At 57.3% G+C, this 22,377-nt stretch carries 21 protein-coding genes; 14 read left to right on the top strand and 7 right to left on the bottom strand.

The window, feature by feature from the left end; translation table 11 throughout:
* Nucleotides 1–243: 243 nt before the first annotated feature.
* A complete protein-coding gene (locus QEN43_RS09135; RefSeq protein WP_317963988.1) occupies nucleotides 244–444 on the top strand; it encodes a hypothetical protein in 201 nt (66 codons plus the stop codon).
* Nucleotides 445–818: 374 nt separating this feature from the next.
* Here QEN43_RS09135 and lon read toward each other — a convergent pair whose 3' ends face one another.
* The 4 genes from lon to cyoE form a co-directional block, all read right to left on the bottom strand.
* Nucleotides 819–3,182, bottom strand: a complete 2,364-nt coding sequence (gene lon, locus QEN43_RS09130; protein ID WP_026611758.1) for an endopeptidase La — start codon at nucleotides 3,180–3,182, stop codon at nucleotides 819–821.
* Nucleotides 3,183–3,190: 8 nt separating this feature from the next.
* The gene (locus tag QEN43_RS09125; protein WP_036269245.1) at nucleotides 3,191–3,595 is read right to left on the bottom strand and encodes an Hsp20/alpha crystallin family protein; all 405 of its coding nucleotides are present in this window, start codon (nucleotides 3,593–3,595) and stop codon (nucleotides 3,191–3,193) included.
* 354 nt (nucleotides 3,596–3,949) lie between these two features.
* Nucleotides 3,950–5,692: a single-stranded-DNA-specific exonuclease RecJ gene (gene recJ / locus QEN43_RS09120; RefSeq protein WP_026611760.1), complete on the bottom strand. Its 1,743-nt coding sequence runs from the start codon at nucleotides 5,690–5,692 to the stop codon at nucleotides 3,950–3,952.
* Between the two features lie 218 nt (nucleotides 5,693–5,910).
* Nucleotides 5,911–6,825, bottom strand: a complete 915-nt coding sequence (gene cyoE / locus QEN43_RS09115) for a heme o synthase (RefSeq protein ID WP_026611761.1) — start codon at nucleotides 6,823–6,825, stop codon at nucleotides 5,911–5,913.
* A gap of 81 nt (nucleotides 6,826–6,906) precedes the next feature.
* Between cyoE and QEN43_RS09110 the strand changes: the two genes are divergently transcribed.
* The 8 genes from QEN43_RS09110 to QEN43_RS09075 all read left to right on the top strand — a co-directional run bounded on the left by QEN43_RS09110 (nucleotide 6,907) and on the right by QEN43_RS09075 (nucleotide 13,195).
* Nucleotides 6,907–8,289 carry a M16 family metallopeptidase gene (locus QEN43_RS09110; RefSeq protein WP_026611762.1) on the top strand — a complete coding sequence of 461 codons (1,383 nt, stop codon included), beginning with the start codon at nucleotides 6,907–6,909 and terminating at the stop codon, nucleotides 8,287–8,289.
* A complete protein-coding gene (locus QEN43_RS09105) occupies nucleotides 8,279–9,592 on the top strand; it encodes a M16 family metallopeptidase (RefSeq protein ID WP_026611763.1) in 1,314 nt (437 codons plus the stop codon). The genes QEN43_RS09110 and QEN43_RS09105 overlap by 11 nt, the downstream gene beginning before the upstream one ends.
* Nucleotides 9,589–10,158, top strand: coding sequence for a 16S rRNA (guanine(966)-N(2))-methyltransferase RsmD (gene rsmD, locus QEN43_RS09100; protein WP_026611764.1), 570 nt, complete (start codon nucleotides 9,589–9,591; stop codon nucleotides 10,156–10,158). The genes QEN43_RS09105 and rsmD overlap by 4 nt, the downstream gene beginning before the upstream one ends.
* Entirely contained in the window at nucleotides 10,155–10,643 is a 489-nt protein-coding gene (gene coaD, locus QEN43_RS09095) for a pantetheine-phosphate adenylyltransferase (RefSeq protein ID WP_026611765.1), read from the top strand. Before rsmD ends, coaD begins: the two co-directional genes overlap by 4 nt.
* A 9-nt stretch (nucleotides 10,644–10,652) precedes the next feature.
* On the top strand, nucleotides 10,653–10,913 hold the full coding sequence (locus QEN43_RS09090; RefSeq protein WP_026611766.1) for a YfhL family 4Fe-4S dicluster ferredoxin: 261 nt from the start codon (nucleotides 10,653–10,655) through the stop codon (nucleotides 10,911–10,913).
* A gap of 297 nt (nucleotides 10,914–11,210) precedes the next feature.
* Nucleotides 11,211–11,489, top strand: coding sequence for an AbiJ-NTD4 domain-containing protein (locus tag QEN43_RS09085; protein ID WP_317963987.1), 279 nt, complete (start codon nucleotides 11,211–11,213; stop codon nucleotides 11,487–11,489).
* An 80-nt stretch (nucleotides 11,490–11,569) separates the two neighbouring features.
* Nucleotides 11,570–12,520 carry an IS1595-like element ISMsz1 family transposase gene (locus QEN43_RS09080; protein WP_317963986.1) on the top strand — a complete coding sequence of 317 codons (951 nt, stop codon included), beginning with the start codon at nucleotides 11,570–11,572 and terminating at the stop codon, nucleotides 12,518–12,520.
* Between the two features lie 57 nt (nucleotides 12,521–12,577).
* A complete protein-coding gene (locus QEN43_RS09075) occupies nucleotides 12,578–13,195 on the top strand; it encodes an STM4504/CBY_0614 family protein (protein ID WP_202901188.1) in 618 nt (205 codons plus the stop codon).
* Nucleotides 13,196–13,676: 481 nt separating this feature from the next.
* Here QEN43_RS09075 and QEN43_RS09070 read toward each other — a convergent pair whose 3' ends face one another.
* Nucleotides 13,677–16,031 carry a Lon protease family protein gene (locus tag QEN43_RS09070; RefSeq protein WP_036269248.1) on the bottom strand — a complete coding sequence of 785 codons (2,355 nt, stop codon included), beginning with the start codon at nucleotides 16,029–16,031 and terminating at the stop codon, nucleotides 13,677–13,679.
* A 41-nt stretch (nucleotides 16,032–16,072) separates the two neighbouring features.
* On the bottom strand, nucleotides 16,073–16,486 hold the full coding sequence (locus QEN43_RS09065) for a hypothetical protein (protein ID WP_026611769.1): 414 nt from the start codon (nucleotides 16,484–16,486) through the stop codon (nucleotides 16,073–16,075).
* A 442-nt stretch (nucleotides 16,487–16,928) separates the two neighbouring features.
* Here QEN43_RS09065 and gap point away from each other — a divergent pair, with 442 nt between their 5' ends.
* The 3 genes from gap to QEN43_RS09050 are packed head-to-tail and all read left to right on the top strand — an operon-like array spanning nucleotide 16,929 to nucleotide 20,449.
* On the top strand, nucleotides 16,929–17,942 hold the full coding sequence (gene gap / locus QEN43_RS09060) for a type I glyceraldehyde-3-phosphate dehydrogenase (protein ID WP_026611770.1): 1,014 nt from the start codon (nucleotides 16,929–16,931) through the stop codon (nucleotides 17,940–17,942).
* Nucleotides 17,943–17,959: 17 nt separating this feature from the next.
* Nucleotides 17,960–19,396 carry a pyruvate kinase gene (pyk, locus tag QEN43_RS09055; RefSeq protein ID WP_026611771.1) on the top strand — a complete coding sequence of 479 codons (1,437 nt, stop codon included), beginning with the start codon at nucleotides 17,960–17,962 and terminating at the stop codon, nucleotides 19,394–19,396.
* Nucleotides 19,397–19,450: 54 nt separating this feature from the next.
* Nucleotides 19,451–20,449 carry a class 1 fructose-bisphosphatase gene (locus tag QEN43_RS09050; protein ID WP_026611772.1) on the top strand — a complete coding sequence of 333 codons (999 nt, stop codon included), beginning with the start codon at nucleotides 19,451–19,453 and terminating at the stop codon, nucleotides 20,447–20,449.
* A 247-nt stretch (nucleotides 20,450–20,696) separates the two neighbouring features.
* Here QEN43_RS09050 and QEN43_RS09045 read toward each other — a convergent pair whose 3' ends face one another.
* The gene (locus QEN43_RS09045) at nucleotides 20,697–20,951 is read right to left on the bottom strand and encodes a twin transmembrane helix small protein (protein WP_051332001.1); all 255 of its coding nucleotides are present in this window, start codon (nucleotides 20,949–20,951) and stop codon (nucleotides 20,697–20,699) included.
* A gap of 62 nt (nucleotides 20,952–21,013) precedes the next feature.
* On the opposite strand from QEN43_RS09045, the gene QEN43_RS09040 reads away from it, so the two are divergent.
* On the top strand, nucleotides 21,014–21,745 hold the full coding sequence (locus QEN43_RS09040; RefSeq protein WP_026611773.1) for an SURF1 family protein: 732 nt from the start codon (nucleotides 21,014–21,016) through the stop codon (nucleotides 21,743–21,745).
* Nucleotides 21,746–21,768: 23 nt separating this feature from the next.
* Complete coding sequence (locus QEN43_RS09035) at nucleotides 21,769–22,371, top strand: hypothetical protein (RefSeq protein WP_026611774.1); 603 nt, start codon at nucleotides 21,769–21,771, stop codon at nucleotides 22,369–22,371.
* The last annotated feature ends 6 nt before the right edge of the window (nucleotides 22,372–22,377 follow it).

Here is a 22,377-nt window from a genome sequence, read left to right as displayed (position 1 = left end):
AAAAAGCTGAAATTTTTGTAAGCCGGTGCTTACACGATGTATCAGAGCGAGATGTCGAGGTGGAAATTAGCGGGTAAGCGTTTGAAATACCGATGATCCGTCAGGATGACGAGGAATTTTCTGAGGTCGTTCAAGAGTGCCGGGTTAGCGTTTCATTCCACCTATGCTTAGAGCGGCTTCATTTTGTTTATACGGTAGATCTACGTTGCGGAAATCATTTAGCCGTAGTGGAACTAGGGTGTGGTGAGCGAAGCGAACCGCACCGCACCGTTCGAGGAGGGATTCCAGTATCGAGCCCAGTTAGTCCTGCCTGACTTCCATTCCGTCAAAATCCGTCTCGCCTGGAGAGATAACCGGAACCTACGCAACCTGGAGGAGGCGCTTTACCGTCCTTGGTTTCTGGATTCCGGCGATCCCTGCCGGAATGACGGCTTTGGGGGTTGACATGGGCGAGGTAGGGCGGATTACGGCCTAGCGGGCCTGTCCTGAGCCCGGTCGAAGGGCTAACCTGCCCTCGCTCACTTTCCTTTCCTTCGATTTCCTTTCAATAAGGATGAAAACGCTCTAACGAGCCGCCTGGATGTAGCACAGTGAAATTTGGTGATCGGAGTGCTGGTCTTGGACTCGGTGAGCTTCACGGGAACTCGGTGGGTAGAGTCGAGCGCACGAACGCTCGTCCTTATGCCTTGCGGAAAGATTCAGAGCCTATCCCGATAGACTCAAGTAGCCCTTCGACAAGGGTAGGACGAACGGCCTATCGGGATAGGCTCATATTCAGAGCTTCCTTGGCTCAGCGAGATCGCAGCGAGCGCTCTTGTTCAACCATTCGCCCCGCCCAGCGCTTCCCTCAGCGCATCGTCCACCGTTTCTACCCAGACGAATTGGAGTTTTTCCTTGGCTTCGGCGGGGATTTCGTCGAACTCCTTTTGGTTGCGGGCTGGCAGCAGTACGCGGGTGATGCCGGCGGCGAGGGCGGCGAGCACTTTTTCCTTGATGCCGCCTACCGGCAGCACGAGCCCTCGCAGGCTGATTTCGCCGGTCATGGCGGTATCGTTCCGAACCGCTTTCTGGGTAAGCAGGGAGACCAGGGCGACGAAGATGGCGACACCGGCGCTGGGGCCGTCCTTGGGCGTGGCCCCGGCGGGCACGTGGATATGGATGTCGCTTTTTTCGAATATCTCGGGCTGAATGCCGAGATCGGTGCAGCGGGCCTTGGCGAGACTGAGGGCGGCTTGGGCGCTTTCCTTCATGACCTCACCCAATTGCCCGGTCAGCGTCAGTTTGCCGGTGCCGGGCGCACGGCTGGCTTCGATGAAGAGAATATCGCCGCCCACCGGGGTCCAGGCGAGACCGGTAGCAACGCCGGGTACGCTGGTGCGCATCGCGACTTCGCTTTCGAAGCGTCGCGGGCCGAGGATGCTGGGCAGGAGCTCGGGCGTTACCGTCAGCCGCTCGATTTCACCTTCGGCGATGCGGACAGCGGCATGGCGGAACACCGCGCCGATTTCACGTTCCAGGTTCCTTACGCCGGCTTCCCGGGTATAGTCGCGGATGATAGTCCTGAGCGCCTCATCGGTGATCTCGCATTGGTCGGGATCCAAGCCACAGGCTTCGGCCTGCTTGGAGACGAGATAGCGCCGGGCGATCTGAAGCTTTTCTTCGGTCGTGTAGCCGGGCAGGTGGATCACTTCCATGCGGTCGCGCAAGGGGCCCGGAATGGTATCGAGCATGTTCGCCGTGCCGATGAACATGACGTGGCTGAGATCGAACGGAACCGCGAGATAGTTGTCGCGGAAGGTGCTGTTCTGCTCTGGATCGAGCACTTCCAACAGAGCCGCGGACGGATCGCCGTGGAAGCTAGTACCGAGTTTGTCGATTTCATCCAGCATCATGACGCAGTTGCGCGCGCCGGCCTTGCGGATGGCTTGGATGATGTTGCCCGGCAGGGCGCCGATGTAGGTGCGCCGGTGGCCCCGGATTTCGGCCTCGTCGTGAACGCCCCCCAGGCTGACTCGCACGAATTTTCGGCCGGTGGCGCGGGCGATGCTTTGTCCCAGGGAGGTTTTGCCGACGCCGGGCGGACCCACGAAGCAAAGGATCGGGCTTTTTCCTGCCGGATTCAGCTTGCGGACTGCGAGATATTCGAGAATCCGCTTCTTGATTTTTTCGAGGCCATAGTGATCTTCATCCAGGACCCGCCGCGCCTCGGCGACATCCAGGCGATCCTCGGTCTCAACCGACCAAGGCAGTTCAACCAGCCATTCGAGATAGCTGCGCACCATGGAATGCTCGGCGCTCGCTTCGGGCATCCGTTCTAGCCGCTTCAGTTCCTTCATCGCTTGATTTTCGGCTTCCTCGGGCATTTTCGCCTTGGCGATGGCTTCGTAGAGTTCGGCGATTTCCTCGGTGCGCTCATCGGTTTCGCCTAGCTGCTTTTGAATCGTCTTGAGCTGTTCGCGAAGCAGGAACTCGCGCTGGCGCTCGTCCATGGTTTGCTTAGTCTGCTCGCTGATCTCCTTGGAGATGCGGAGTACCTGGATGCGATGACGAAGGAGGTTCGAGATTTTGTCGAGCCGTGTCTGGACATCGAATGTCTCGAGGATCTCCTGTTTCTCAGCGATCGCCAGGTCCATGAAAGATGTCACCAGGTCGGCGAGCATCGGAGCCGAGGACACCTGTTGAAGGGCGTTTATCAATTCAGGCGGAGCTTGAGGCAGTAAGGTCAGAATTTCTGACACTTGGTCTCTTAGCTGTAAGACGCGGGCTTCAATCTCTGGCGTCTGAGCCTCTTCTTCCTTGATCGGTTCGATACGTGCGGCCACGAACGGATAGCCTTCCAGGAATTCGATGATGCGGAACCGCTGTTCGCCCTGGCAGACGATGTTGTGCGAGCCTTCGGGACCCGTTACATAGCGCAGGATGGAAGCACGAGTACCGACCGCGTAGAGCTCGTCCGGCCCGGGTGCTTCCACCTTCGCATCCCGCTGCAGCAGGATTCCGATCGAGGTGTCCCGGCGCAGCGCGTATTGGGCTGCGGCGATGGATGGTTCCCGCCCGACGCTGATCGGAATAATGACGCCAGGGAATAGCACGATATTCCGCACGGGGATGATCGCGATGGCATCCGGAGGCAAGCTCGGGGCGGAGGTGGCGTTTTGATCTGATCGTTGTTCGGTTTTCATGGCGGCAATCAGTCCGTCTTGAAAAGAGGAATGGTCAGACAGCCGTTTGCGTAATTCGGTTCGCCTGGATTCAGGCGCCAGGGTGGCAATTGGATGCGTCGTTCGAAGCGGCCGTATGGAATTTCGAGGCGATGGATAACAGCGGTATCCGGGGTGATATTCAAAGTTCGTTCGCCGGACACGACGAGCGAATCCTCGGCCACGGCGACCGTGATCGCATCTGGGGATACGCCCGGCAAAACGACGGTGATGATGATCGCATCGCTGGTTTCGATGATGTCGACAGGCGGCTCCCACGCGGGTCGGGACGCGATGAGTCGATGGACTTGAAAGAATCGTCGATGAAGGCGTTCCGCCTGTTCCAGCAGCTCGCAGGCTTGCGCCCACATCCAGGTTGTCGGACCGTGCAGCATGGCAATAATCTCAAACTATAGAACGCACAAGACCTTAGATACCGAAAGCCAATGCCGTGTCAAGCATCCAGTCGGGATATCCGTATCCGAACGATGAACTCCCCCTAAGAGACTCAGGTTTCGGTGAACCGCCGGGAGGCCCGGTCCGGTACAACCAAGCCTAATCTTTAAGCTATATGTCCTCGTCCTGAATCACTCTCTGAAGGGGGTTGCGAAAGCAACCTGCTGAAGATGCCGGGTTTCGTTTTGAACGCCGCCCACATTTCGGCTTTTGCAACACGCTCCTTCGGGAAAAGGAATCTAGGTTACGCTCTTTTACGCTTGGTTCCGGGGGCTACTGCCGCAAACGTCGCTTCAGTCGCGACTTTCCATGTACTCCATACGTAATTGGACGTTCCTGACGTCGCGAAATTCATTGATCTCGAGCCGATAGACGGCGCGAAGCCGGCGGCAGGCGAGCCACTCGGCCGGTTCATCGACGAAAAACGCGATGCCGTCCACGAGTTTCTCGGAGTTTGGAATTCTGAGGAGCAATTTGAGATGACGGTCGCCGACGATACGGCTTTGCGCCACGTCGAATTCGCCGTCGAACAGAGGCTCGGGAAAACCCTGGCCCCACGGTCCCGCCTGGCGCAGCAGCTCGGCCGTTTCCAGTTCCATCTCGTGGACCTCGAGCGGTCCGTCGCTGTGCACGACATGGTCGAGATCCAGATCGGCGGAGTGGCGGGCAACCTCTTCCTCGAACAGTTCGGCGAAGCGTGCCAGGTCGTTCCGGTGCAGGCTCAGCCCTGCGGCGATGGCGTGTCCGCCGAATTTGCGCAGCAGGTTCGGATTGCGTGTGGCGATATCGCTGAGCACATCCCGGATGTGCACGCCGGGAATGGAGCGGGCGGAGCCTTTGATTTCGTCGCCGTCCGTACGGGCGAACGCGATCACCGGCCGATTCAGACGATCTTTGATCCGGGAGGCGAGTATGCCGACCACGCCCTGATGCCAGGCGTCATCGAACAAACAGAGTGCCGCCTTGGTCGTCAGGGAAGCATCGAGGTCTTCGAGATAGGCGAGGGCGTCGAGTTTCATCTGTTCCTCGATTTCGCGCCGATCCCGATTCAGCTGGTCGAGCCGCACGGCCATGGCGCTGGCGGCGTCCGCGTCGTCGGTCAGGAGGCATTCGATGCCGAGGGTCATGTCTTCTAGCCGTCCGGCGGCGTTGAGCCGCGGCGCCACGGCGAAACCGAGGTCCGCCGCCGTGATGAGTCGCGCATCGCGCCCGGCGACCTCCAGCAAGGCCAGCAGTCCCGCCTGGGCTTGTCCGGAGCGGATGCGCTGCAGTCCCTGGTGAACCAAGATGCGGTTGACGTGATCCAGACAAACCACGTCAGCGACCGTGCCCAAGGCTACCAAGTCCAGAAGCTGCGCGAGATTGGGTTCTTTCGCGCCGGCTCGCGCGAAATGGCCGGCCGTCCTCAACCGGTTTCGCACCGCCGAAAGAACATAAAACATCACGCCGACGCCTGCTAGGCATTTGCTCGGAAAAGGATCGCCTGCCAGATTAGGGTTGACGATGCCGTCCGCCTCAGGAAGCTGCGAGCCCGGTAGGTGATGATCGGTAATCAGGACCCGTATGCCGCGTGCTTTGGCCGCCAGTGTGCCCTCCAGGCTGGAAATGCCATTGTCGACGGTAAGCAGGATATCCGGATTGCTTTGGGCTGCCAGGACGACAATCTCGGGCGTCAGGCCGTACCCGTACTCGAAACGGTTGGGTACCAGATAGGAAACCCGCTCCGCGCCGAGCAGCTTGAGTCCCCGGACGGCCACGGCGCAGGCGGTTGCGCCGTCGGTGTCGTAATCGGCGATGACGAGAATGCGTTGATTCTTCCGGATCGCCTCCGCGAGCTGATCGGCCATAGCTTCCATGCCGCTCAAGAGCCAAGGGGAAGGGAGTCTTGCTAGCGAGCGGTCGAGCTCGTCGATGGCGGTTAAACGACGCGCAGTGTAAATGCGTTGCAGCAGTGGCGGGAGATGGGAAAGCTCAGGCGCGGCGAGCCGATCCGAGGCGCGGGGGATGATCTTCTTTTTGACCGGATAGTAAGGCATTCGGAAATAGTGGCCCTAGCTCATAGACAGGATCAAGCGCAGAATTTCAGCGGTATCGCTTGCAACGCTTCCTCGCCACTCTACGCGGTCTCGCGTCGCGCACGAGCAGGCAATCCTTCCCCCGTCTGCGCACTCGCCGATTTGTGTCTCGCCCCGCCGATTCGCCCAGCGTTTTTGCTGTCCACGGGGAATGACCGCCCCTTGCCCCATCCTACCGACTATCGGGGCAGACTTGCGATGAGCGGCACGTAATGATCAATCAACAAGGCTGAAAAAATCCCGACCAGATAGACCAGCGAATAGCCGAACGTTTTCATGGCCAGCTTGTTGTCAGCCGTTCTTTTGAGGCGAATTGCGTAGTACAGGAAGCCGGCTCCGAACCCCACGGCAGCCCCGAGGTAAAGAAAACCGCTCATGCCGGTGAGATACGGGAAGAGGCTCACGATTACCAGCAATATGGTATAGAGCAGGATATGCAGCTGCGTGACCTCCACACCGTGGGTTATGGGCAGCATGGGGATGTTCACCTTGGCGTAATCATCGCGCTTTGCGATCGCATAGGCCCAGAAATGGGGCGGGGTCCACGTGAAGATCAGCAGAAACAGCAACAGGGCGTACGGATGCACCTCGCCGGTCACGGCGCACCACCCGAGAACTGGAGGGGCGGCGCCCGCCGCGCCGCCGATCACGATGTTCTGCGGCGTCGCGCGTTTCAGATAAACCGTGTAGATGAACGCGTAGCCGATCAGCGAAAGGAAGGTCAGAAGCGCGGTTAGCGCGTTTACGAACAGCAACAGAATCGCCATCGAGAGTGTGCCCAGAATGGCGGCGAAGATCACCACCTGGTTCGGCTGAACGTGCCCTGAAGGCAGCGGGCGGTTCTGGGTGCGCACCATTTCGGCGTCTGCGCGGCGGTCCAGGAAATGGTTGAGGGCGGCGGCTGACGCGGCGGCGAGACCGATCCCAAGGCTCGCCCATAGCGAAACGACCAATGGAGGTAGTCCCGGAACGGCCAAAAACATGCCGATCACAGCGGTGAACACGATATGGCCGACGACCTTGAGCTTGCACAGGGCGAGATAAGTTCTCCAGGAAACGGCATGCGTGGATTCGATATGAGTCGTCGAGTTCATCGTTTCGCTACGGTCTTCGTTTACAATACCCGCTGGTTCGGCAACCCGCCGTTAATCCCCAACACATTAGGAGAGCGTCAAATGCAGTTTCGCGGACTCCGTCTTGCCTTGCTGGTTCTACCGCTTTCGCTTCATGCTGCTGAGCCTGCGGTTCATGAGTTCCGGCTGGATAACGGGTTGAAGCTTTTGGTCCAGGAAGACCACCGTGCGCCGGCAGTCGTCACGCAGGTCTGGTACAAAGTGGGCGCAAGTTATGAACATGGCGGCATCACCGGCATTTCGCACATGCTCGAACACATGATGTTCAAGGGTACCGAAAAACATCCGCCGGGCGAATTCTCGCGTATTATCGCAGCAAACGGAGGTCGAGAAAACGCTTTCACCGGGCAAGACTATACCGCCTATTTCCAGACTTTGGAAAAAACTAAGCTTCCGGTCAGCTTCGAACTGGAAGCCGACCGTATGCGGAATCTCGTTCTAACCGAGAAGGAGTTCGAAAAAGAGCAGCAAGTTGTTCTGGAAGAACGCCGGCTGCGTACAGACGACCAACCGCGCGCCAAGATGGAAGAGCATTTTGAGGCTGTCGCCTATACCAACAGCCCTTACAAGAATCCGGTCATCGGCTGGCCGGATGACATCAGCGGATTAACCGTCGACGATCTCAAGGCGTGGTACGAGCTCTGGTACGCGCCGAACAATGCTACGGTGGTCGTGGTGGGCGATGTGAATCCGCAGGAGGTTTTCGCGCAGGCCAAGAAATACTTCGGCCCACTGAAACCCAGCAAGCTGCCGGTGGTCAAGCCGCGGGGTGAGGTCGAGCAATTGGGCATGCGCCGCATCATTGTTCGTCAGCCGGCCAAGCTGCCGTATCTTGTGATGGGTTACAAGACACCCGCCTTGCGGACGGTAGGGGAAGAGGATTGGGAGGCTTATGCCTTAGAGGTAGCGGCCGGTATTCTGGACGGCGGGAACAGCGCACGGCTATCTAGCCGTCTGGTGCGTGGGCATCAGATTGCCGCATCCGCAGGGGCGGGCTACCATCTTTATTCTCGCTTGTCGAATTTGTTCACGCTGGAGGGGACGCCCGCCCAAGGTAAGACCTTGCAGGCTTTGGAAAAAGCTTTCGGCGAGGAAATCCGCCGTCTTCAGGAGGAACCGATTCCCGCTGAAGAGTTAGAGCGAGTCAAGGCGCAAGTGCTGGCTCACCACATTTATCAGAGAGATTCCATGTTTTATCAGGCTATGCAACTCGGCGCGACGGAAACCGTTGGATTGGGCTGGCAAACCGTCCGGGAATACGTGGACAAGGTCAATGCTGTGACTGCTGAACAGGTCCAAAAGGTCGCCCAGAAATACCTGATCGATGACCGACTGACCGTGGGGTATCTGGAGCCGTTGCCATTGCCCGAAGGGGCGAAAGCGCCGGAAGAGGCTGCACCGATGGGGGGCGACCATGTCCGTTAAACACGTGTGCCAATGCCTCGTATTTCTGTTTGTGCTGATCAGCGCACCGGTCCACGCCGTGCCGGAAATCCAGCACTGGGTCTCCGCGCAGGGCGGCCGTGTCTACTTCGTGCGGACCGAAGGTCTGCCGCTGCTGGATGTCAAGATCGTGTTCGACGCCGGCAGCGCCCGCGACGGCGAAAAATTTGGTCTCGCGGCTCTCACCTCCGGCATGCTCGATACCGGTGCGGGTGATTGGGATGCCGATGCCATTGCCCAGCGGCTTGAGAACGTTGGTGCATCCCTCAGTACCGGCGTTTCTCGGGATTCGGCCTGGTTGTCGCTGCGTAGTCTGACCCATCCTGAAAAGCTCGCGGTCGTCCTGGAAACGGCTCGGGAAATCCTCGCTCATCCCCGCTTCGACCAGAAAGACTTCGAGCGGGAAAAAAACCGGACGTTGCTCGCAATCAAGCAGCGCGGCGAGGAACCGGACGAACTCGTCGAAATCGCGTTTTTTCAGGCACTCTATGGAGATCATCCGTACGCGCATCCACAGGAAGGGTTTACTGAAACCGTAACGCCCTTGACCCGGGAGGATCTGGTCGATTTCCACAAGCGTTTCTACGTGGCGAGCAATGCCATCGTCGTGATCGTGGGCGAGGTGACTCGAGCGGACGCGGAGTCCATCGCCGAAAAATTGCTGTCGGGACTCGAGAAAGGCACCGCTCCGCCGGCGCTGCCGTCGCCTACACCGGTCAAGGCGGCCGGAGTCATCAAGCAGCAATTCCCGTCCGAGCAGACCCACGTGCGTGCGGGAATTCTGGGGTTGGCGGCGAATGATCCCGACTATTTCCCACTTTACGTAGGCAATCACATCCTGGGTGGCAGCGGCCTGGTTTCGCGCATCAGCGAAGAGGTCCGGGAGAAGCGCGGCCTCTCCTACAGCGCCTATAGCTATTTCATGCCGCTTCGGGAGGTCGGGCCGTTCGAGATGGGGCTCCAGACCCGCAACGACAAGGCTGAGGTAGCCCTGCGCGTGGCCTTGGACACCATCAAGAATTTCGTGGCGAACGGCCCGACCGACAAAGAGTTGGAGGCGGCTAAGAAAAATATCGTTGGCGGTTTCGTCTTGCGCTTGGACAGCAATCGGAAACTTACCGAGCAGGTGGCCGCCGTCGCGTTTTACAATCGTCCTCTGGATTACCTCGCCAAGTTTACCGAGAAGGTGCAGGCAGTGACCCGTGAGGATATCAAGCGGGCTTTCCGGTCGAGGATCGATCCGGACAAGATCCAGACAGTACTGGTCGGTGGCGGAGCAAGGTGAAGAATGAGCTCCGCATTATCGGCGGTCGTTTCCGCAGCCGTAAACTCAAGTTTCCGAACGCGCCCGGGCTCCGGCCGACGCCGGACCGGGTGCGGGAAACGCTGTTCAACTGGTTACGAAACGACATCGAAGGCGCGCGCTGCCTCGATCTCTATGCGGGCAGCGGCGCGCTCGGATTCGAAGCCGCTTCCCGTGGTGCTGCCAAAGTCGTACTGGTGGAACGGGATGCGGCAGTATGCAAAGCTCTCGAACGAAATCGCGCGTTATTGAACGCTGAGGCCGTGGACGTCATTCAAGCGGACACGGAGCGCTTCTTGTCGGGAACGGGACAGCCGTTCGACGTGGTTTTTCTCGATCCGCCTTTCCGCGAGGGTCTGGTCGTTCCGTGCTGCCGGGTATTGGAGGAGAATGGTTGGCTCTCGCCCCGCGCTAAAATCTACGTGGAAGCGGAAAGCGGTCTTCGACTCCTAGGTCTTCCGGGCAATTGGCGAGTCTTGCGAGAAGGCAAGGCGGGCGAAGTCGGCTACCATTTATATGAGCGCATGTTTTCCGGTCCATGCTCATGATCATAACCGCAATCTATCCCGGAACTTTCGATCCGATCACCAACGGTCATGTCGACCTGGTAACGCGGGCTGCCCGCATTTTCGATCGAGTGGTCGTTGCAGTGGCGGAAAATAAGAATAAGGCACCTTTATTCAGCTTGGACGAGCGGGTGGAATTGGCACGTGCTTCGTTGCAGGACGTGGGAAACGTCGAAGTTATAGGATTCGACACGCTCCTGGTGAACTGCGCGAAAAAATGCGGTGCTACCGTGATTCTTCGTGGACTTCGCGCGGTCTCGGATTTCGAGTTCGAATTTCAACTGGCCGGCATGAACCGTCATCTCTGCGCGGAACTGGAGACGATGTTTTTAACGCCGAGCGAAAAATACGCCTTCATTTCGTCATCGGTGATTCGTGAAATTGCTAAATTCGGCGGAGACGTGTCAAGTTTCGTGCCGGACCTGGTGCGAGAGGCATTGATCGCAAAATACGCCAATTTTCAGTGAGGTCGTTCGATGGCTTTGATTATCACCGACGAATGTATCAACTGTGATGTATGCGAGCCCGAGTGCCCGAACGGCGCTATCTCACAGGGTGAAGAAATCTATGAAATCAACCCCTCGCTTTGCACCGAGTGCGTCGGACATTTCGACACTCCGCAATGCATGGAAGTTTGTCCGGTGGACTGCATCCAGAAGGATCCGGATTATGTGGAAGACCGCGATTCCCTGTACGAGAAATATTTGGCTTTGACCAAAGGGTCGGGCGCGGCATGACGCCGTGAGTGGCCTGCTCAGTAAATTGAAATTTTTACTTACGTCGGCGAAGGATTGCCGACCTACTAAAATTGGCGAAGCCGGAGCTAAATAAATACAACGTGTAAGTGTCGTATGCCGGCGCTATAACGTGATGCCGTAGAGCAGATCGTTACAACGTCATAGAACATGCTGGGTGCTCCGAGTGGTAGATTACACAGGGCTTGAAAACTAGCAAGGGGGCAAGTTCTTCCAGGGTTTGAATCCCTGACCCACCGCCAAAATTTATGGATGCTCTATTGCCATTGAGGAATGCCTGTGGGAGTCGTCGAACTTTTCTCTAAGCGGCAGAAGCGTGCTCGCGGCGAAATGCCTGATGTCTACGTCTACGATACTCTGCCGCAATCGCTGCGGGTGCAGATCATTTACATCATTCGAGATGCATTCGGCGTCGATAAGGATAGATACCGCTCAAATCACGCTGTACAAGCGTACAAGTCTGTCCACCAGATCCTCTGTAGGGAATATGGCGTGTTCACGCTGATCAAGTCTCCTAAATCAGACCAGGACGCCATCTTCAATTTCTTTCCTGATTAGCGATGAAGTTCAGTATCGGCTCACGCTGTGAGCCACTAGGGGGCTTAGACTAGGGGCATCGATCACAAAAGAGGTGTCCCATGCCGATGAACCGAGTGCAATTTCAAAAGGGGTTGTCGTTGGCCGAGTTTCTGGCCCAATACGGCCGTGAAGAGCAATGCGAAGCGGCACTGGAAGCCCTACGCTGGCCGGAGGATTTCCGCTGCCCAGCCTGTGGTGGCGCGCACCACACGGCGTTCGAACGGAGCGGGCGAAAATACTGGCAATGCGGGCACTGCCGAAAGCAAACGACGCTGACCGCTGGGACGATCTTCGAAGCGACCAAGCTGCCGCTCTCTACCTGGTTTCTGGCGATGTATCTCCTGACCCAGGCCAAGAACAATGTCTCAGCACTGGAATTGATGCGTCATCTCGGAGTGTGTTATCGCACCGCCTGGCTGGTGAAACATAAGCTGATCCAGGTGATGGCGGAGCAGGAAGCGGATCGACAATTGACCGGGCGGGTCGAGATTGACGATGCTTACCTGGGCGGTGAACGGTCCGGGAAACGCGGACGGGGTTGCGAAAACAAAGTCAGCTTTGTGATGGCGGTACAAACCACGGACGACGGTCACCCATGGTTTGTGCGCCTTGATCCCCTGCCGTTCACCCAGCAGGCGATCGCGGACTCGGCCCAACGCGCCTTGGCCCCGTCGACCTACGCCCTCACCGATGGCCTGAGCGGGTTTCGGAGCGTGCACCAGGTCATCGCGGGGCATCAACGCCTGATTCTGGGCTCTGGGCGGCCATCGGCCCAACATCCGGCGTTTCGTTGGGTCAACACGCTGTTGAGCAACCTGAAGACCGCCCTTTCCGGCACCTATCATGCGATCAAATTTAGGAAATATGCCAAGCGATATCTGGCCGAGTTCCAATATCGTTTCAATCGGCGTTTCGATCTCAAAATTCTGCTTCGACGGCTGGCCCGTGCTGCGATGTTGACTCAACCCCGAGCCGAGTGGCGACTTCGCTTGGCTGACGTTCATCGCTAATCAGAATTTCTTTTTACAAGAAGAATCGGTTGAGCGCGCATTGGATGTCGTAGAGTTTTGTGCTTCAAGGTTATTCAGAAGCATATCGCGCGGAAAAACTCCTACCGAGTTTACACCATACGACAAATCGAGCCCGCCCACGCGGTAACGGAGCTTAATGAGCGCTTTAAAGAACACGGAGTTGGCTATCAGTTTGAGTCAGGCGAGATTATTCGTGTTGACTCGCGTTTCCTGCATGCGGAAGCGGTCAAACCTACGCTAGCACTTCTGCGCGACAAGGATTTCGAAGGAGCAAACGAAGAGTTCCTAAAAGCCCACGAGCACTATCGCCACGGGCGTTACAAGGAATGCCTCGTAGAAGCTTTAAAGGCATTCGAAAGTACAATGAAAACTATCTGTACTCTTCGTGACTGGCCGACAAGTCCGACAGATACAGCGAAGAACCTTATAGCCACCTGCATGAGCAACGGCCTTTTCCCTGCCTATTTCGATTCACAGTTCTCATCTATTCGGTCGTTGCTCGAAAATGGCATACCAACTTTGCGAAACAAGAACGGTGGTCACGGACAAGGCACATCGCCGTTCGCAGTGCCGGAATACTTAGCTCGATATACGCTGAACCTCACTGCTACGACCATCCTCTTCTTGGTCGAAGCGCATCAAGCTACGAAATAGGAGCTTTGCTCGCGGTACGGTGGAGCAAAGTAGCTCAAATCTAGCTAACCGTAATAGCAACAAGCGGTTAGCAGACACGCCTAATTCTAAATTGGGTTCCCAACGTGCCCGAAAGAGAACACCGCTACGGCACAGTAATAGTGCCGCGGACACGTTAGAGCGTTTTCTAATCCGATGTAGCGAATGAAAAAATTTTTCCGTATGGCGCGCCCGAGCATCGTCGGCTGGAGCCGGAATCGCCCGAAGGGGCACGCGAAGGATCGCGTGCGGCGACAGAGGTACAGGGACGTGCCTTCTGTCGCCCCCGGCTCCAGCCGGCGACGCGCAGGATCAGCGCGCCATCCGGGTGCCCTTTCTTTTGGTTACTTTTCTTTGGGCACGCAAAGAAAAGTAACTCGCCGGCGGGGCGAGACCCGCTTAAAAAATAAACTGCTGCCGGAGGCAGCTTCCTTTTTGGGTGTATATCAGCGATGAAAACGCGCTAAGGTTTTCGTTCCGCGTGTTTCGCCATCTGCTGTAGTTTGGCTACGGCGAGGCGATTGACGTCATCGGCTTTTTGTCCGGTCAGCAATTCCACGGTCTGGTCCACTGAACTCACCGCGTGAATGACGAACTCGCGGCGGCGTACGGCCTCGACCACATCGTCCTTCAGCATCAGGTTGCGGACATTGGCTTTGGGAATGATGACGCCTTGTCTTCCGGAAAGCCCTCGTGCTTCGCACAAGCGAAAGAAACCCTCGATTTTTTCGTTGACGCCGCCTACGGTCTGTACTTCTCCGTATTGGTTGATGGAGCCGGTGACGGCGAAACCTTGCGCGAGCGGTATGCCGGTCAGCGCCGAAATTAGGGCGCACAATTCGGCGAGGGCCGCACTGTCGCCATCGACGTAGCCGTAAGATTGCTCCAGAGCAATATTGGCGGAGACGGCCAGTGGAAACTCCGAGGCGTACTTATGGCCGAGATACCCCGCAAGAATCATGATGCCTTTGGAGTGGATGGCTTGTCCGAGTTCGACCTCCCGTTCGACGTCAACCACGCCGCGGCTGCCGGGATAAACGGTGGCAGTGATGCGTGCCGGCATCCCAAATCGTACGTCCCCGATTTCTAAGATGGTCAGGCCATTGATTCGGCCGACGGCGTCGCCGTCGGTGTCGATCAGAATAGTGTCGTTCAGCATGTCCTCGAGCAGAACGCGGCTAAGTCGGCCGAGCCGTTCTTCCTTCGCAGCAAGCGCTTTCTGGACATGTCGTTCGCTGATCATTTCAGCGCCTTCCAGCGCGCGGAATTGCTCCGCTTCTGCAACGAGTTCAAACACGTCGTGCACCCGCGCGGAAAGGCGTTCCTGGTGTTCTGCCTGTCGCGAGCTGAACTCGATCAGCCGGGCAACGGCATCCGCAGTCAGAGGTTTGAACCCGTCGGCTTCGGCGTGAGTTTTGACCAACCGAGCAAAATCGAGCAACGATGCGGATGTGAGCGGGAAATCGTCGTCGAATTCCGCGAGAACCCGAAAGAGTTCGTTGAACTCCGGGTCCATGGCTTGCAGAAAGTAATAAAGCTCGCGTGAGCCGATCAGCACGAGCTTGACGGACAGCGGAATCACGTCCGGATCGAGCGTCGGCGCGACAGGAGGCTGGTCTTCTCTGGGAAGCTCAATCCGGAGCTGTCGGGTCTTGAGCGTTCGCTTCAAGGTCGGCCAGACACGAGGTTCGGCGAGCACTTTCTCGGCTTCGACGATCAAATAGCCGCCGTTGGCCAAGTGCATCGCGCCGGGATAAATCAACTGGTAATGCGTGGTCAGAGTGCCTTGTTCGTTGACGTATTCGAGGCGGCCAAAGAGGTTGGGATGGTTGGGATTCGCCTCGTAGATCACGGGTGCGCCGGCATCGGGGCCGTGGCTGACCAATAGCCGGGGCGCAAACTGCGCCATCAAGATCGCGCGTTTCGCCGCCTCCTCGTGAGGCTCGTGCCCACGGTCTTCAGTCAGATGTTCAGCGACGAAGCGAGGCAGGCTGCGGCGTATGTCCGCGAGGTACTGCAACACTGTGGGCTGGTCGGCGTATTTTTGCTGCAGGCCAGCCAATAGCGGTTCTATGGCTTCGTCTATGGTCGATTTGTCGAGTTCCCGAAGTCGGTTGATGCTTTCGCGTTTCCATTGCGGCATTTCCGAAAGGAGTTCATCGAGATAGTTCTCGAGTTCCCGGACATGGTTGTGGAAGCGGGTTTTTTCGGCATCCGGTAGGGTGGCGAAGTCGTCTTCATCTGCCGGCTTGCCGTTGATTAAAGGGCTGAACACGACTGTGTCGCCGTCACGGAAGAGGGCGATCCTGAGGTCTTTCGCGCGCCGTTCGACTTTATCGAGTGCCTCGTCGTAGCGTTGTTTTACCTCCCGGTCTATGGCCGTTTTACGTCTTTGATAGGCCGGATTCTCAAAGGTAGCCGGAAAGGTTGCGAGCAGGTTGTCGACCAGCGTTTCGATGTCGGCGAGCAAGGATTTCCCTTGTTGCGGAGGAAGTTGCAAGGCGAACGGTTTGCGCGGGTCGTCGAAATTGTTGATATAAGCCCAATCGTTCGGAGCCGGCTGTTCGCGAGCCCGCGCCTTGAGGTACTGGGTCACGAGTGAAAGACGCCCAGTACCGGCTTCGCCCATGACATAGATGTTGTACCCCGGTCGTTGCATGGCGACTCCGAAGGCGATGGCGGTTTGGGCGCGGGTTTGTCCGAGCATGCCTCGGAACGGTTCCAGGTCTTCGGTAGTGGCGAAGGGCAGGTTCTCCACGCGAACGCGCATTTTGAGGTCTTCCGGCGCCAGGCCGGGAATTTGGCGAAAGTTAGGCATAGGAGATGTGATCGAGAGTGTGGCTTTAGCGGCGGGGAAAACTATTTTTTCAGTTGGATGACATCGGCTTTCCCCGCAGAGGCACTTCTCATTTTTTCGTCCATTTGCCGCAGCGCACGCGGAAATTCGCTTTGAATACGCGGCATGACGTTCAGCGAGTCCTCAGTGTAAAAAACCGCTTCGTAGGACACCGGCATGTGGAGGGCGCTACGTTCAGAAGCCCGAAACGTCTGCCAGGCGAGGACGATTTTGCTACGAGACACGGCGCCGTCCAGAAAGACGATTTCTTCGGGATCGATTACGGCCAGGTATTGCATGCTGCGGATCGGAACGAACAAAGCGTTTTCGCCACTTCGATAGAGCAGCGTCTTGCAGCGGTTGTAGACGGTGGCGGCCAGACGATGGCGTTCCCGCTTGAGTTCCTGGGTACGATAAAAGACTTCTTTCGTGTACATCTCGCTGCCTCGCTACATGTCAAGGATGCTCTGATTAAGCTGACTCACGCCAACGGCCCCTCGGCCAACTCAATCATTTAGCCCTTTTCCTGTGCTGAGCCGCTAGCGGCGCTCGCGCGTGCAATAAAGGAGAGGAGTTATGGTCCAGAGCGTCCTTAAGGCGCTACGCTAGCGCGTAGATCGTTCGGTTTCAACAATCTGGATAACGAAGGACGAGTTTGCTATATTCGAACCGCCGACTTGGCGCAATAGCCGGGACAAAAACACTGCTGGCGTCCCACCTTCCAGTTTTAAATTGGTGGAAATCACCGGCCTGCCGAGTCAGTTCTCACTCTCCGTTCCAGGTGCCAGCGTGAACGCGTCCGGACGAGGTCAGTCCAATTCGAAAACCAAAAAACATCCATCTCTAGCACCGTTACCCAATTGAGTTTGGAGAAAAACCATGACGATAAGAGTTGCAATCAACGGATACGGCCGTATAGGGCGGAATATCCTGCGGGCGTTGTACGAGTCGAACCGGACCGGAGAATTTCAGATCGTAGCGATCAACGACCTAGGCGATGCCAAAACCAACGCGCATCTGACGAAATACGATACGGTGCACGGACGTTTTCCGGGTGAAGTTTCGGTGGACGGCGATTACATGATCGTAAACGGCGACCGGATACGCGTGTTTGCCGAGCGGGACCCGGCCAAGCTGCCCTGGCGCGATCTGGGTGTCGATGTTGTCCACGAATGTACCGGTCTTTTCACTTCCAAAGCCAAGGCATCGGCCCACCTCGAGGCGGGGGCGAAGAAAGTGATCATCTCCGCGCCGGGTGGCGAAGATGTGGATGCGACCGTCGTCTACGGCGTCAACCACGACAAGCTGAAGGCCAGCGATACGGTGATTTCCAATGCCTCTTGCACCACCAACTGCTTGGCGCCGCTGGTCAAGGTTCTGCACGAGGCGGTCGGCGTCGAACATGGATTGATGACCACCATACATTCCTATACTAACGACCAGGTGCTGACTGACGTTTACCATAAGGATCTGCGTCGGGCGCGTGCCGCCACTCAATCGATGATTCCTACCAAGACCGGCGCCGCTGCGGCGGTGGGACTGGTACTGCCGGAACTGTCCGGCCGGTTGGACGGTTTTGCGATCCGAGTTCCCACCATCAACGTTTCGCTGGTCGATTTGACTTTCGTCGCATCGCGCAAGACCAGCAAGGACGAGATTCATGATGCCATACGCAAGGCCGCGGAAGGTCCGATGAAGGGAATCCTCGGCTACAACGATTTGCCCTTGGTGTCCATGGATTTCAATCACGATGCCCGTTCCTCGATTTACGAGGCGACCCTCACCAAGGTCATGCAGGGTAATTTAGTTAAAGCCCTCGCCTGGTACGACAACGAGTGGGGTTTCTCCAACCGTATGTTGGATACCACGGTGGCTTTGATGGAAGCAAGCTAATCGGAACGACGAATTTAATGAGGCGAACCAAGATCGTAGCGACTTTAGGACCGTCGACCGACGACCCGGCTGTTCTGGAACGGGTTATCAAGGCGGGTGTCGACGTCGTACGGCTCAATTTTTCCCATGGTGACGCCGAAACCCACAAAAAGCGCGCCGAGGCGGTACATGCCATCAGCCGAAAGCTGAAACGGCATGTCGGCGTTCTGGTCGATTTGCAGGGGCCCAAGATCCGCATCGCGCGCTTTCAGGGGGAAGGGAAGGTTTATCTTCGGGAAAACGCCCGCTTCGATCTCGATACGGCACTGCCTCCGGACCAGGGCGACGAACGCCAGGTCGGTTGCCTGTATTCCGATCTTCCCAAGGACGTGAAGCCGGGTGACGTTCTGTTGCTGGACGACGGCCGCATCGAACTGGGTGTCGACAGAATTGAAGGGACGCGTATCGTCTGCCGGGTGATCAGTGGGGGCGAGCTGTCTAACCACAAAGGCATCAATAAGCAGGGCGGCGGTTTATCGGCCGCCGCCTTGACCGAGAAGGACAAGGAGGATATTCGAACGGCAGCCGAGATCGACGCCGATTACATCGCGGTATCTTTTCCGCGGTCCGCCGAGGATATCCGGGAAGCGCGGGATTTGCTCCGCGCTGCCGGCGGTGAGGCGGGGATCGTGGCCAAGATCGAGCGCGCCGAAGCCCTCGAGCCGGGCGTGATCGAGTCCATCATCGATGCGTCCGACGCCATCATGGTGGCGCGCGGTGATCTCGGAGTGGAAATCGGCGACGCTCAATTGCCGTGGGTGCAGAAAGACCTGATCAAGCTGGCGCGCAGCCGTGACCGTGCGGTTATTACCGCCACGCAGATGATGGAATCCATGATCCAAAATCCGATGCCTACCCGAGCGGAGGTATTCGACGTGGCGAACGCGGTGATCGACGGCACCGACGCAGTGATGCTTTCCGCTGAAACGGCCACCGGGAAATATCCGGACAAGGCGGTTGCGGCGATGGCGAGGATCTGCAAGGAGGCCGAACAACATCCGAGGGTTCGGCAGTCGACCCATCGCATTGACGAGAAATTCGACTACATCGACGAGGCCATCGCGATGGCGTCGATGTATATCGCCAATCACCTGCCGGTGAAAGCCATTGGTGCGCAAACGGAGTCGGGTTCGACGCCGCTTTGGATGTCACGCATCAGTTCCGGCATTCCGATTTATGCATTGACCCGACACGAAAAGACCTGCCGCAAAGTGACCCTTTATCGCGGCGTATACCCCATCAGCTTTCAAAGTACGACGTCCGATCACGCCGTGCTGAATCGCGAGATTATCGACGAATTCCTGAGCCGCGATCTGGTGAAGCCCGGCGATCTGGTTATCCTGACCAAAGGCGATCTGACCGGCGTGCGCGGCGGAACCAATGCCTTGAAAATCGCTCGGGTCGGAGCGGTATAGCGTGCGAACCGCCGTTCCGGCTTCTCGGCTCCCGCTTTTTTGTCGAGAAAAAACATGAACGGCGAGTATTTGACACGATTTCTTATCCACGAGCAGCGCAAAAGTCCTAACGCCACCGGCGAGTTCACCATGTTGCTCAGCGAGATCGCGACCGCCTGCAAGGCCATCGCACACGAGGTGAGCCGTGGCGGTTTGGCGGGCAATCTCGGGGGCGCAGGCTCGGAAAACGTCCAGGGTGAGGCACAGAAAAAATTGGACGTGATCGCCAACGAACTCTTCATTCGATCCTTGGAGTGGACGGGCCATCTCGCGGCGATGGTATCCGAGGAGAACGACCGAGTCATTCCGATCTCGCCGGGCTATGTGAAGGGAAAGTATCTGATCTGTTTCGATCCTCTGGACGGCTCGTCGAATATCGATATCAATCTTACGGTGGGTACGATCTTCTCCATTCTTCGCGCCCCCGAAGGAAAGAACGATCTGACCGAGGCGGATTTCCTCCAGCCGGGGACGAAGCAGGTGGCCGCGGGATTCTGTACCTACGGGCCGACGACCGAGATGGTGCTGACGACCGGTAGCGGGGTAAACGGGTTTACCCTGGATCGAGATGTGGGGGAGTTCGTCTTGACCCATCCGAATATGCGGATCCCTGAGGAAACCAGCGAGTTCGCCATCAATATGTCGAATCAGCGCTATTGGGAAGAGCCGGTCAGGCGTTATATCGACGAATGCCTCAAGGGTAAAGACGGCGGCCGCGAGAAGAACTTCAACATGCGCTGGGTGGCGTCCATGGTCGCGGAAGTCTATCGCATTCTGACCCGCGGCGGCATTTTCATGTATCCCTCCGACACTCGCGACTCCGGCAAGCCGGGACGGCTGCGTTTGATGTACGAGGCCAATCCGATGAGTTTTATCGTCGAGCAGGCGGGCGGGGCGAGTTCCACTGGGCGCCAGCGCATCATGGACATCAAACCCGAAAGCATTCACCAGCGTGTGCCCGTCATTTTGGGGTCGAAAGCGGAAGTCGAGCGGGTGGTGTCTTATCACCAGTAAGCAGCCGGCAAAGGCTCTTTTCGTCCCGAAGGAATCTCCCCGATTCCGTGCGGTGCGCCCGCGCAGGGTGCGTCGTGCATATCTCGTTTAGCTCAATTCACGTCCGTACCGGGTATCATAGTGCGTTTTGGGACGCTCTGATCAAGCCATTCGACAGGACTGTTCCGAGCCCGTCGACAGGCACGAACAGGCCCTGCGCCCTCAGAGTTTCCTTTACGAGGCGCGACGCGGACGATTTGCTCGTGAGCTATGGTTGCGGCAGACCTTCGGTTTGTCCGGGATTTCCCTGAGGCGGCTGAATTCGGGGAAGGCCGTGAGGCTGCAGCACACCGAAGCGGTAAGCCAAGAGCAATAAGATGAACAAGCCTATGGACAAGCTAATTCGGAACGTCAAGGCTTTTACCGTCCGGGGAGAACGGGTGCGGTCTTTGACCAGATAAACCAGAGCCGTGCCGAGACTTCCGATGATGACCAGGAGGATCAGAACGATGAGAATTTTCACGAATAAACTGTCTTGTAGTTGAGGTGGCGCGGGTGCCGAATGTTTTCACCCGGAGGTGACGATTGCGTGATTATAGCTTTAAACCGGGCCTGACCGCGTCGCTGATTGCGATGACGGTCCTTCCGCTGTTTATTTCTTTAGGTGTTTGGCAACTGCATCGAGCCGACGAAAAGACGAACCTGATCGAATTGCAGCAGCAGCGGATGCAGGACGAGCCGCTGATTCTAGATGCGGAACAGCGGAGCCTGGACGATATTCGGTACCGGCGCGTTGTCGTTTCCGGTGAGTACGACGTCGATCATCAGTTTCTGCTCGATAACCAAGTTTATCAGCAGAATCCCGGCTACCACGTGCTGACCCCCCTGCGTATCAAGGGAAGCGATACGGCGGTCTTAGTGAACCGAGGCTGGGTGCCTATGGGCGCCAGCCGGGCCGAGTTGCCCGATGTCAGGATTCGTCAACCCAGCGTTCGGATTACCGGCATGGTGGACCGCTTTCCCAGGGTCGGTTTGAAACTGGAAGGCGCCGAAATACCGAGCGCTGGCTGGCCGGCTGTGGTCCAGCTCGTCGACCCTGCGCGTATCGGCGAACGGCTCGGCTATCCGGTCCTTCCGTACCAGGTTCTCGCGGATGACACGGCGGCCGAAGCTTATACCCGGGCGTGGAAGGAGACACGCCTCGATCCTGGCAAGAACCTGGGTTACGCGCTGCAATGGTTTCTGTTCGCAGCGGTTGCCTTGGTGCTGTATGTTCGTCACGGCATCAAAGCGGGCACGAAGGCAGTAGTCTCTTAATCTTTATCTTTTGATTTTTTTCCATGGCTATCGCAAAGAACTCTCTGTGGCGAAATCGCGCCTTGATCATCCTGATCGCCCTCATCTCCATCATTCCTTTTGGGCTGGCCTGGTATTACGCCCGAAATCCCCAGCTGATCACCAAGCGCAGCAACTACGGTAGCTTGATCCTGCCGCCGAGCCCCATCGATTATGGCGAACTGGCCGCTCATCCCGTCGGCGTTGCTGAACTGTCGTCGGAGATCAAGGGGCGCTGGCTAATGCTCCATATGATTTCGGATCAGTGTGGTGATCGCTGCGCCGAGGCCCTACACAAAACCAAGCAGGTCCGGCTCATGCTGAATAAAGAAATTCCGCGAGTGCGCCGTTTGTTGCTGATTGCGAGCGATTCGGTCGCCGCCGATCTCCGCCCCGTACTCGAGAAGGACGAAACCTTGTTACTGGCGGTAAAGAGCGATTCCTTGGAGGAGAAGTTGACTGCGGCGGTCGGAAAACCGTTGGCTGAGGACATGGTGATCCTAATTGATCCACTCGGAAATGCGGCGCTGTGGTATGACTCCGGCTTCGATCCTTACGGCCTATTGAAGGATTTGAAACATTTGCTTCGAGCATCCCAGATCGGCTGAGTCGGA

Origin of the sequence: Methylocaldum szegediense (assembly GCF_949769195.1) — a bacterium.
Classification (GTDB): Bacteria; Pseudomonadota; Gammaproteobacteria; order Methylococcales; family Methylococcaceae; genus Methylocaldum; species Methylocaldum szegediense.
Note: the sequence above shows the minus strand (reverse complement) of the source record. Positions and strands in the feature narration are given on the sequence as shown.

Bases quoted from the DNA above. Each gene is read 5' to 3' on its own strand.
- gap (WP_026611770.1), top strand. From the start codon at position 16,929: ATGACGATAAGAGTTGCAATCAACGGATACGGCCGTATAGGGCGGAAT.
- QEN43_RS09110 (WP_026611762.1), top strand. From the start codon at position 6,907: ATGCAGTTTCGCGGACTCCGTCTTGCCTTGCTGGTTCTACCGCTTTCG.
- coaD (WP_026611765.1), top strand. From the start codon at position 10,155: ATGATCATAACCGCAATCTATCCCGGAACTTTCGATCCGATCACCAAC.
- QEN43_RS09105 (WP_026611763.1), top strand. From the start codon at position 8,279: ATGTCCGTTAAACACGTGTGCCAATGCCTCGTATTTCTGTTTGTGCTG.
- lon (WP_026611758.1), bottom strand. From the start codon at position 3,182: ATGAAAACCGAACAACGATCAGATCAAAACGCCACCTCCGCCCCGAGC.
- QEN43_RS09035 (WP_026611774.1), top strand. From the start codon at position 21,769: ATGGCTATCGCAAAGAACTCTCTGTGGCGAAATCGCGCCTTGATCATC.
- cyoE (WP_026611761.1), bottom strand. From the start codon at position 6,825: ATGAACTCGACGACTCATATCGAATCCACGCATGCCGTTTCCTGGAGA.
- pyk (WP_026611771.1), top strand. From the start codon at position 17,960: ATGAGGCGAACCAAGATCGTAGCGACTTTAGGACCGTCGACCGACGAC.
- QEN43_RS09065 (WP_026611769.1), bottom strand. From the start codon at position 16,486: ATGTACACGAAAGAAGTCTTTTATCGTACCCAGGAACTCAAGCGGGAA.
- QEN43_RS09080 (WP_317963986.1), top strand. From the start codon at position 11,570: ATGCCGATGAACCGAGTGCAATTTCAAAAGGGGTTGTCGTTGGCCGAG.
- QEN43_RS09090 (WP_026611766.1), top strand. From the start codon at position 10,653: ATGGCTTTGATTATCACCGACGAATGTATCAACTGTGATGTATGCGAG.
- recJ (WP_026611760.1), bottom strand. From the start codon at position 5,692: ATGCCTTACTATCCGGTCAAAAAGAAGATCATCCCCCGCGCCTCGGAT.
- QEN43_RS09125 (WP_036269245.1), bottom strand. From the start codon at position 3,595: ATGCTGCACGGTCCGACAACCTGGATGTGGGCGCAAGCCTGCGAGCTG.
- QEN43_RS09050 (WP_026611772.1), top strand. From the start codon at position 19,451: ATGAACGGCGAGTATTTGACACGATTTCTTATCCACGAGCAGCGCAAA.
- QEN43_RS09070 (WP_036269248.1), bottom strand. From the start codon at position 16,031: ATGCCTAACTTTCGCCAAATTCCCGGCCTGGCGCCGGAAGACCTCAAA.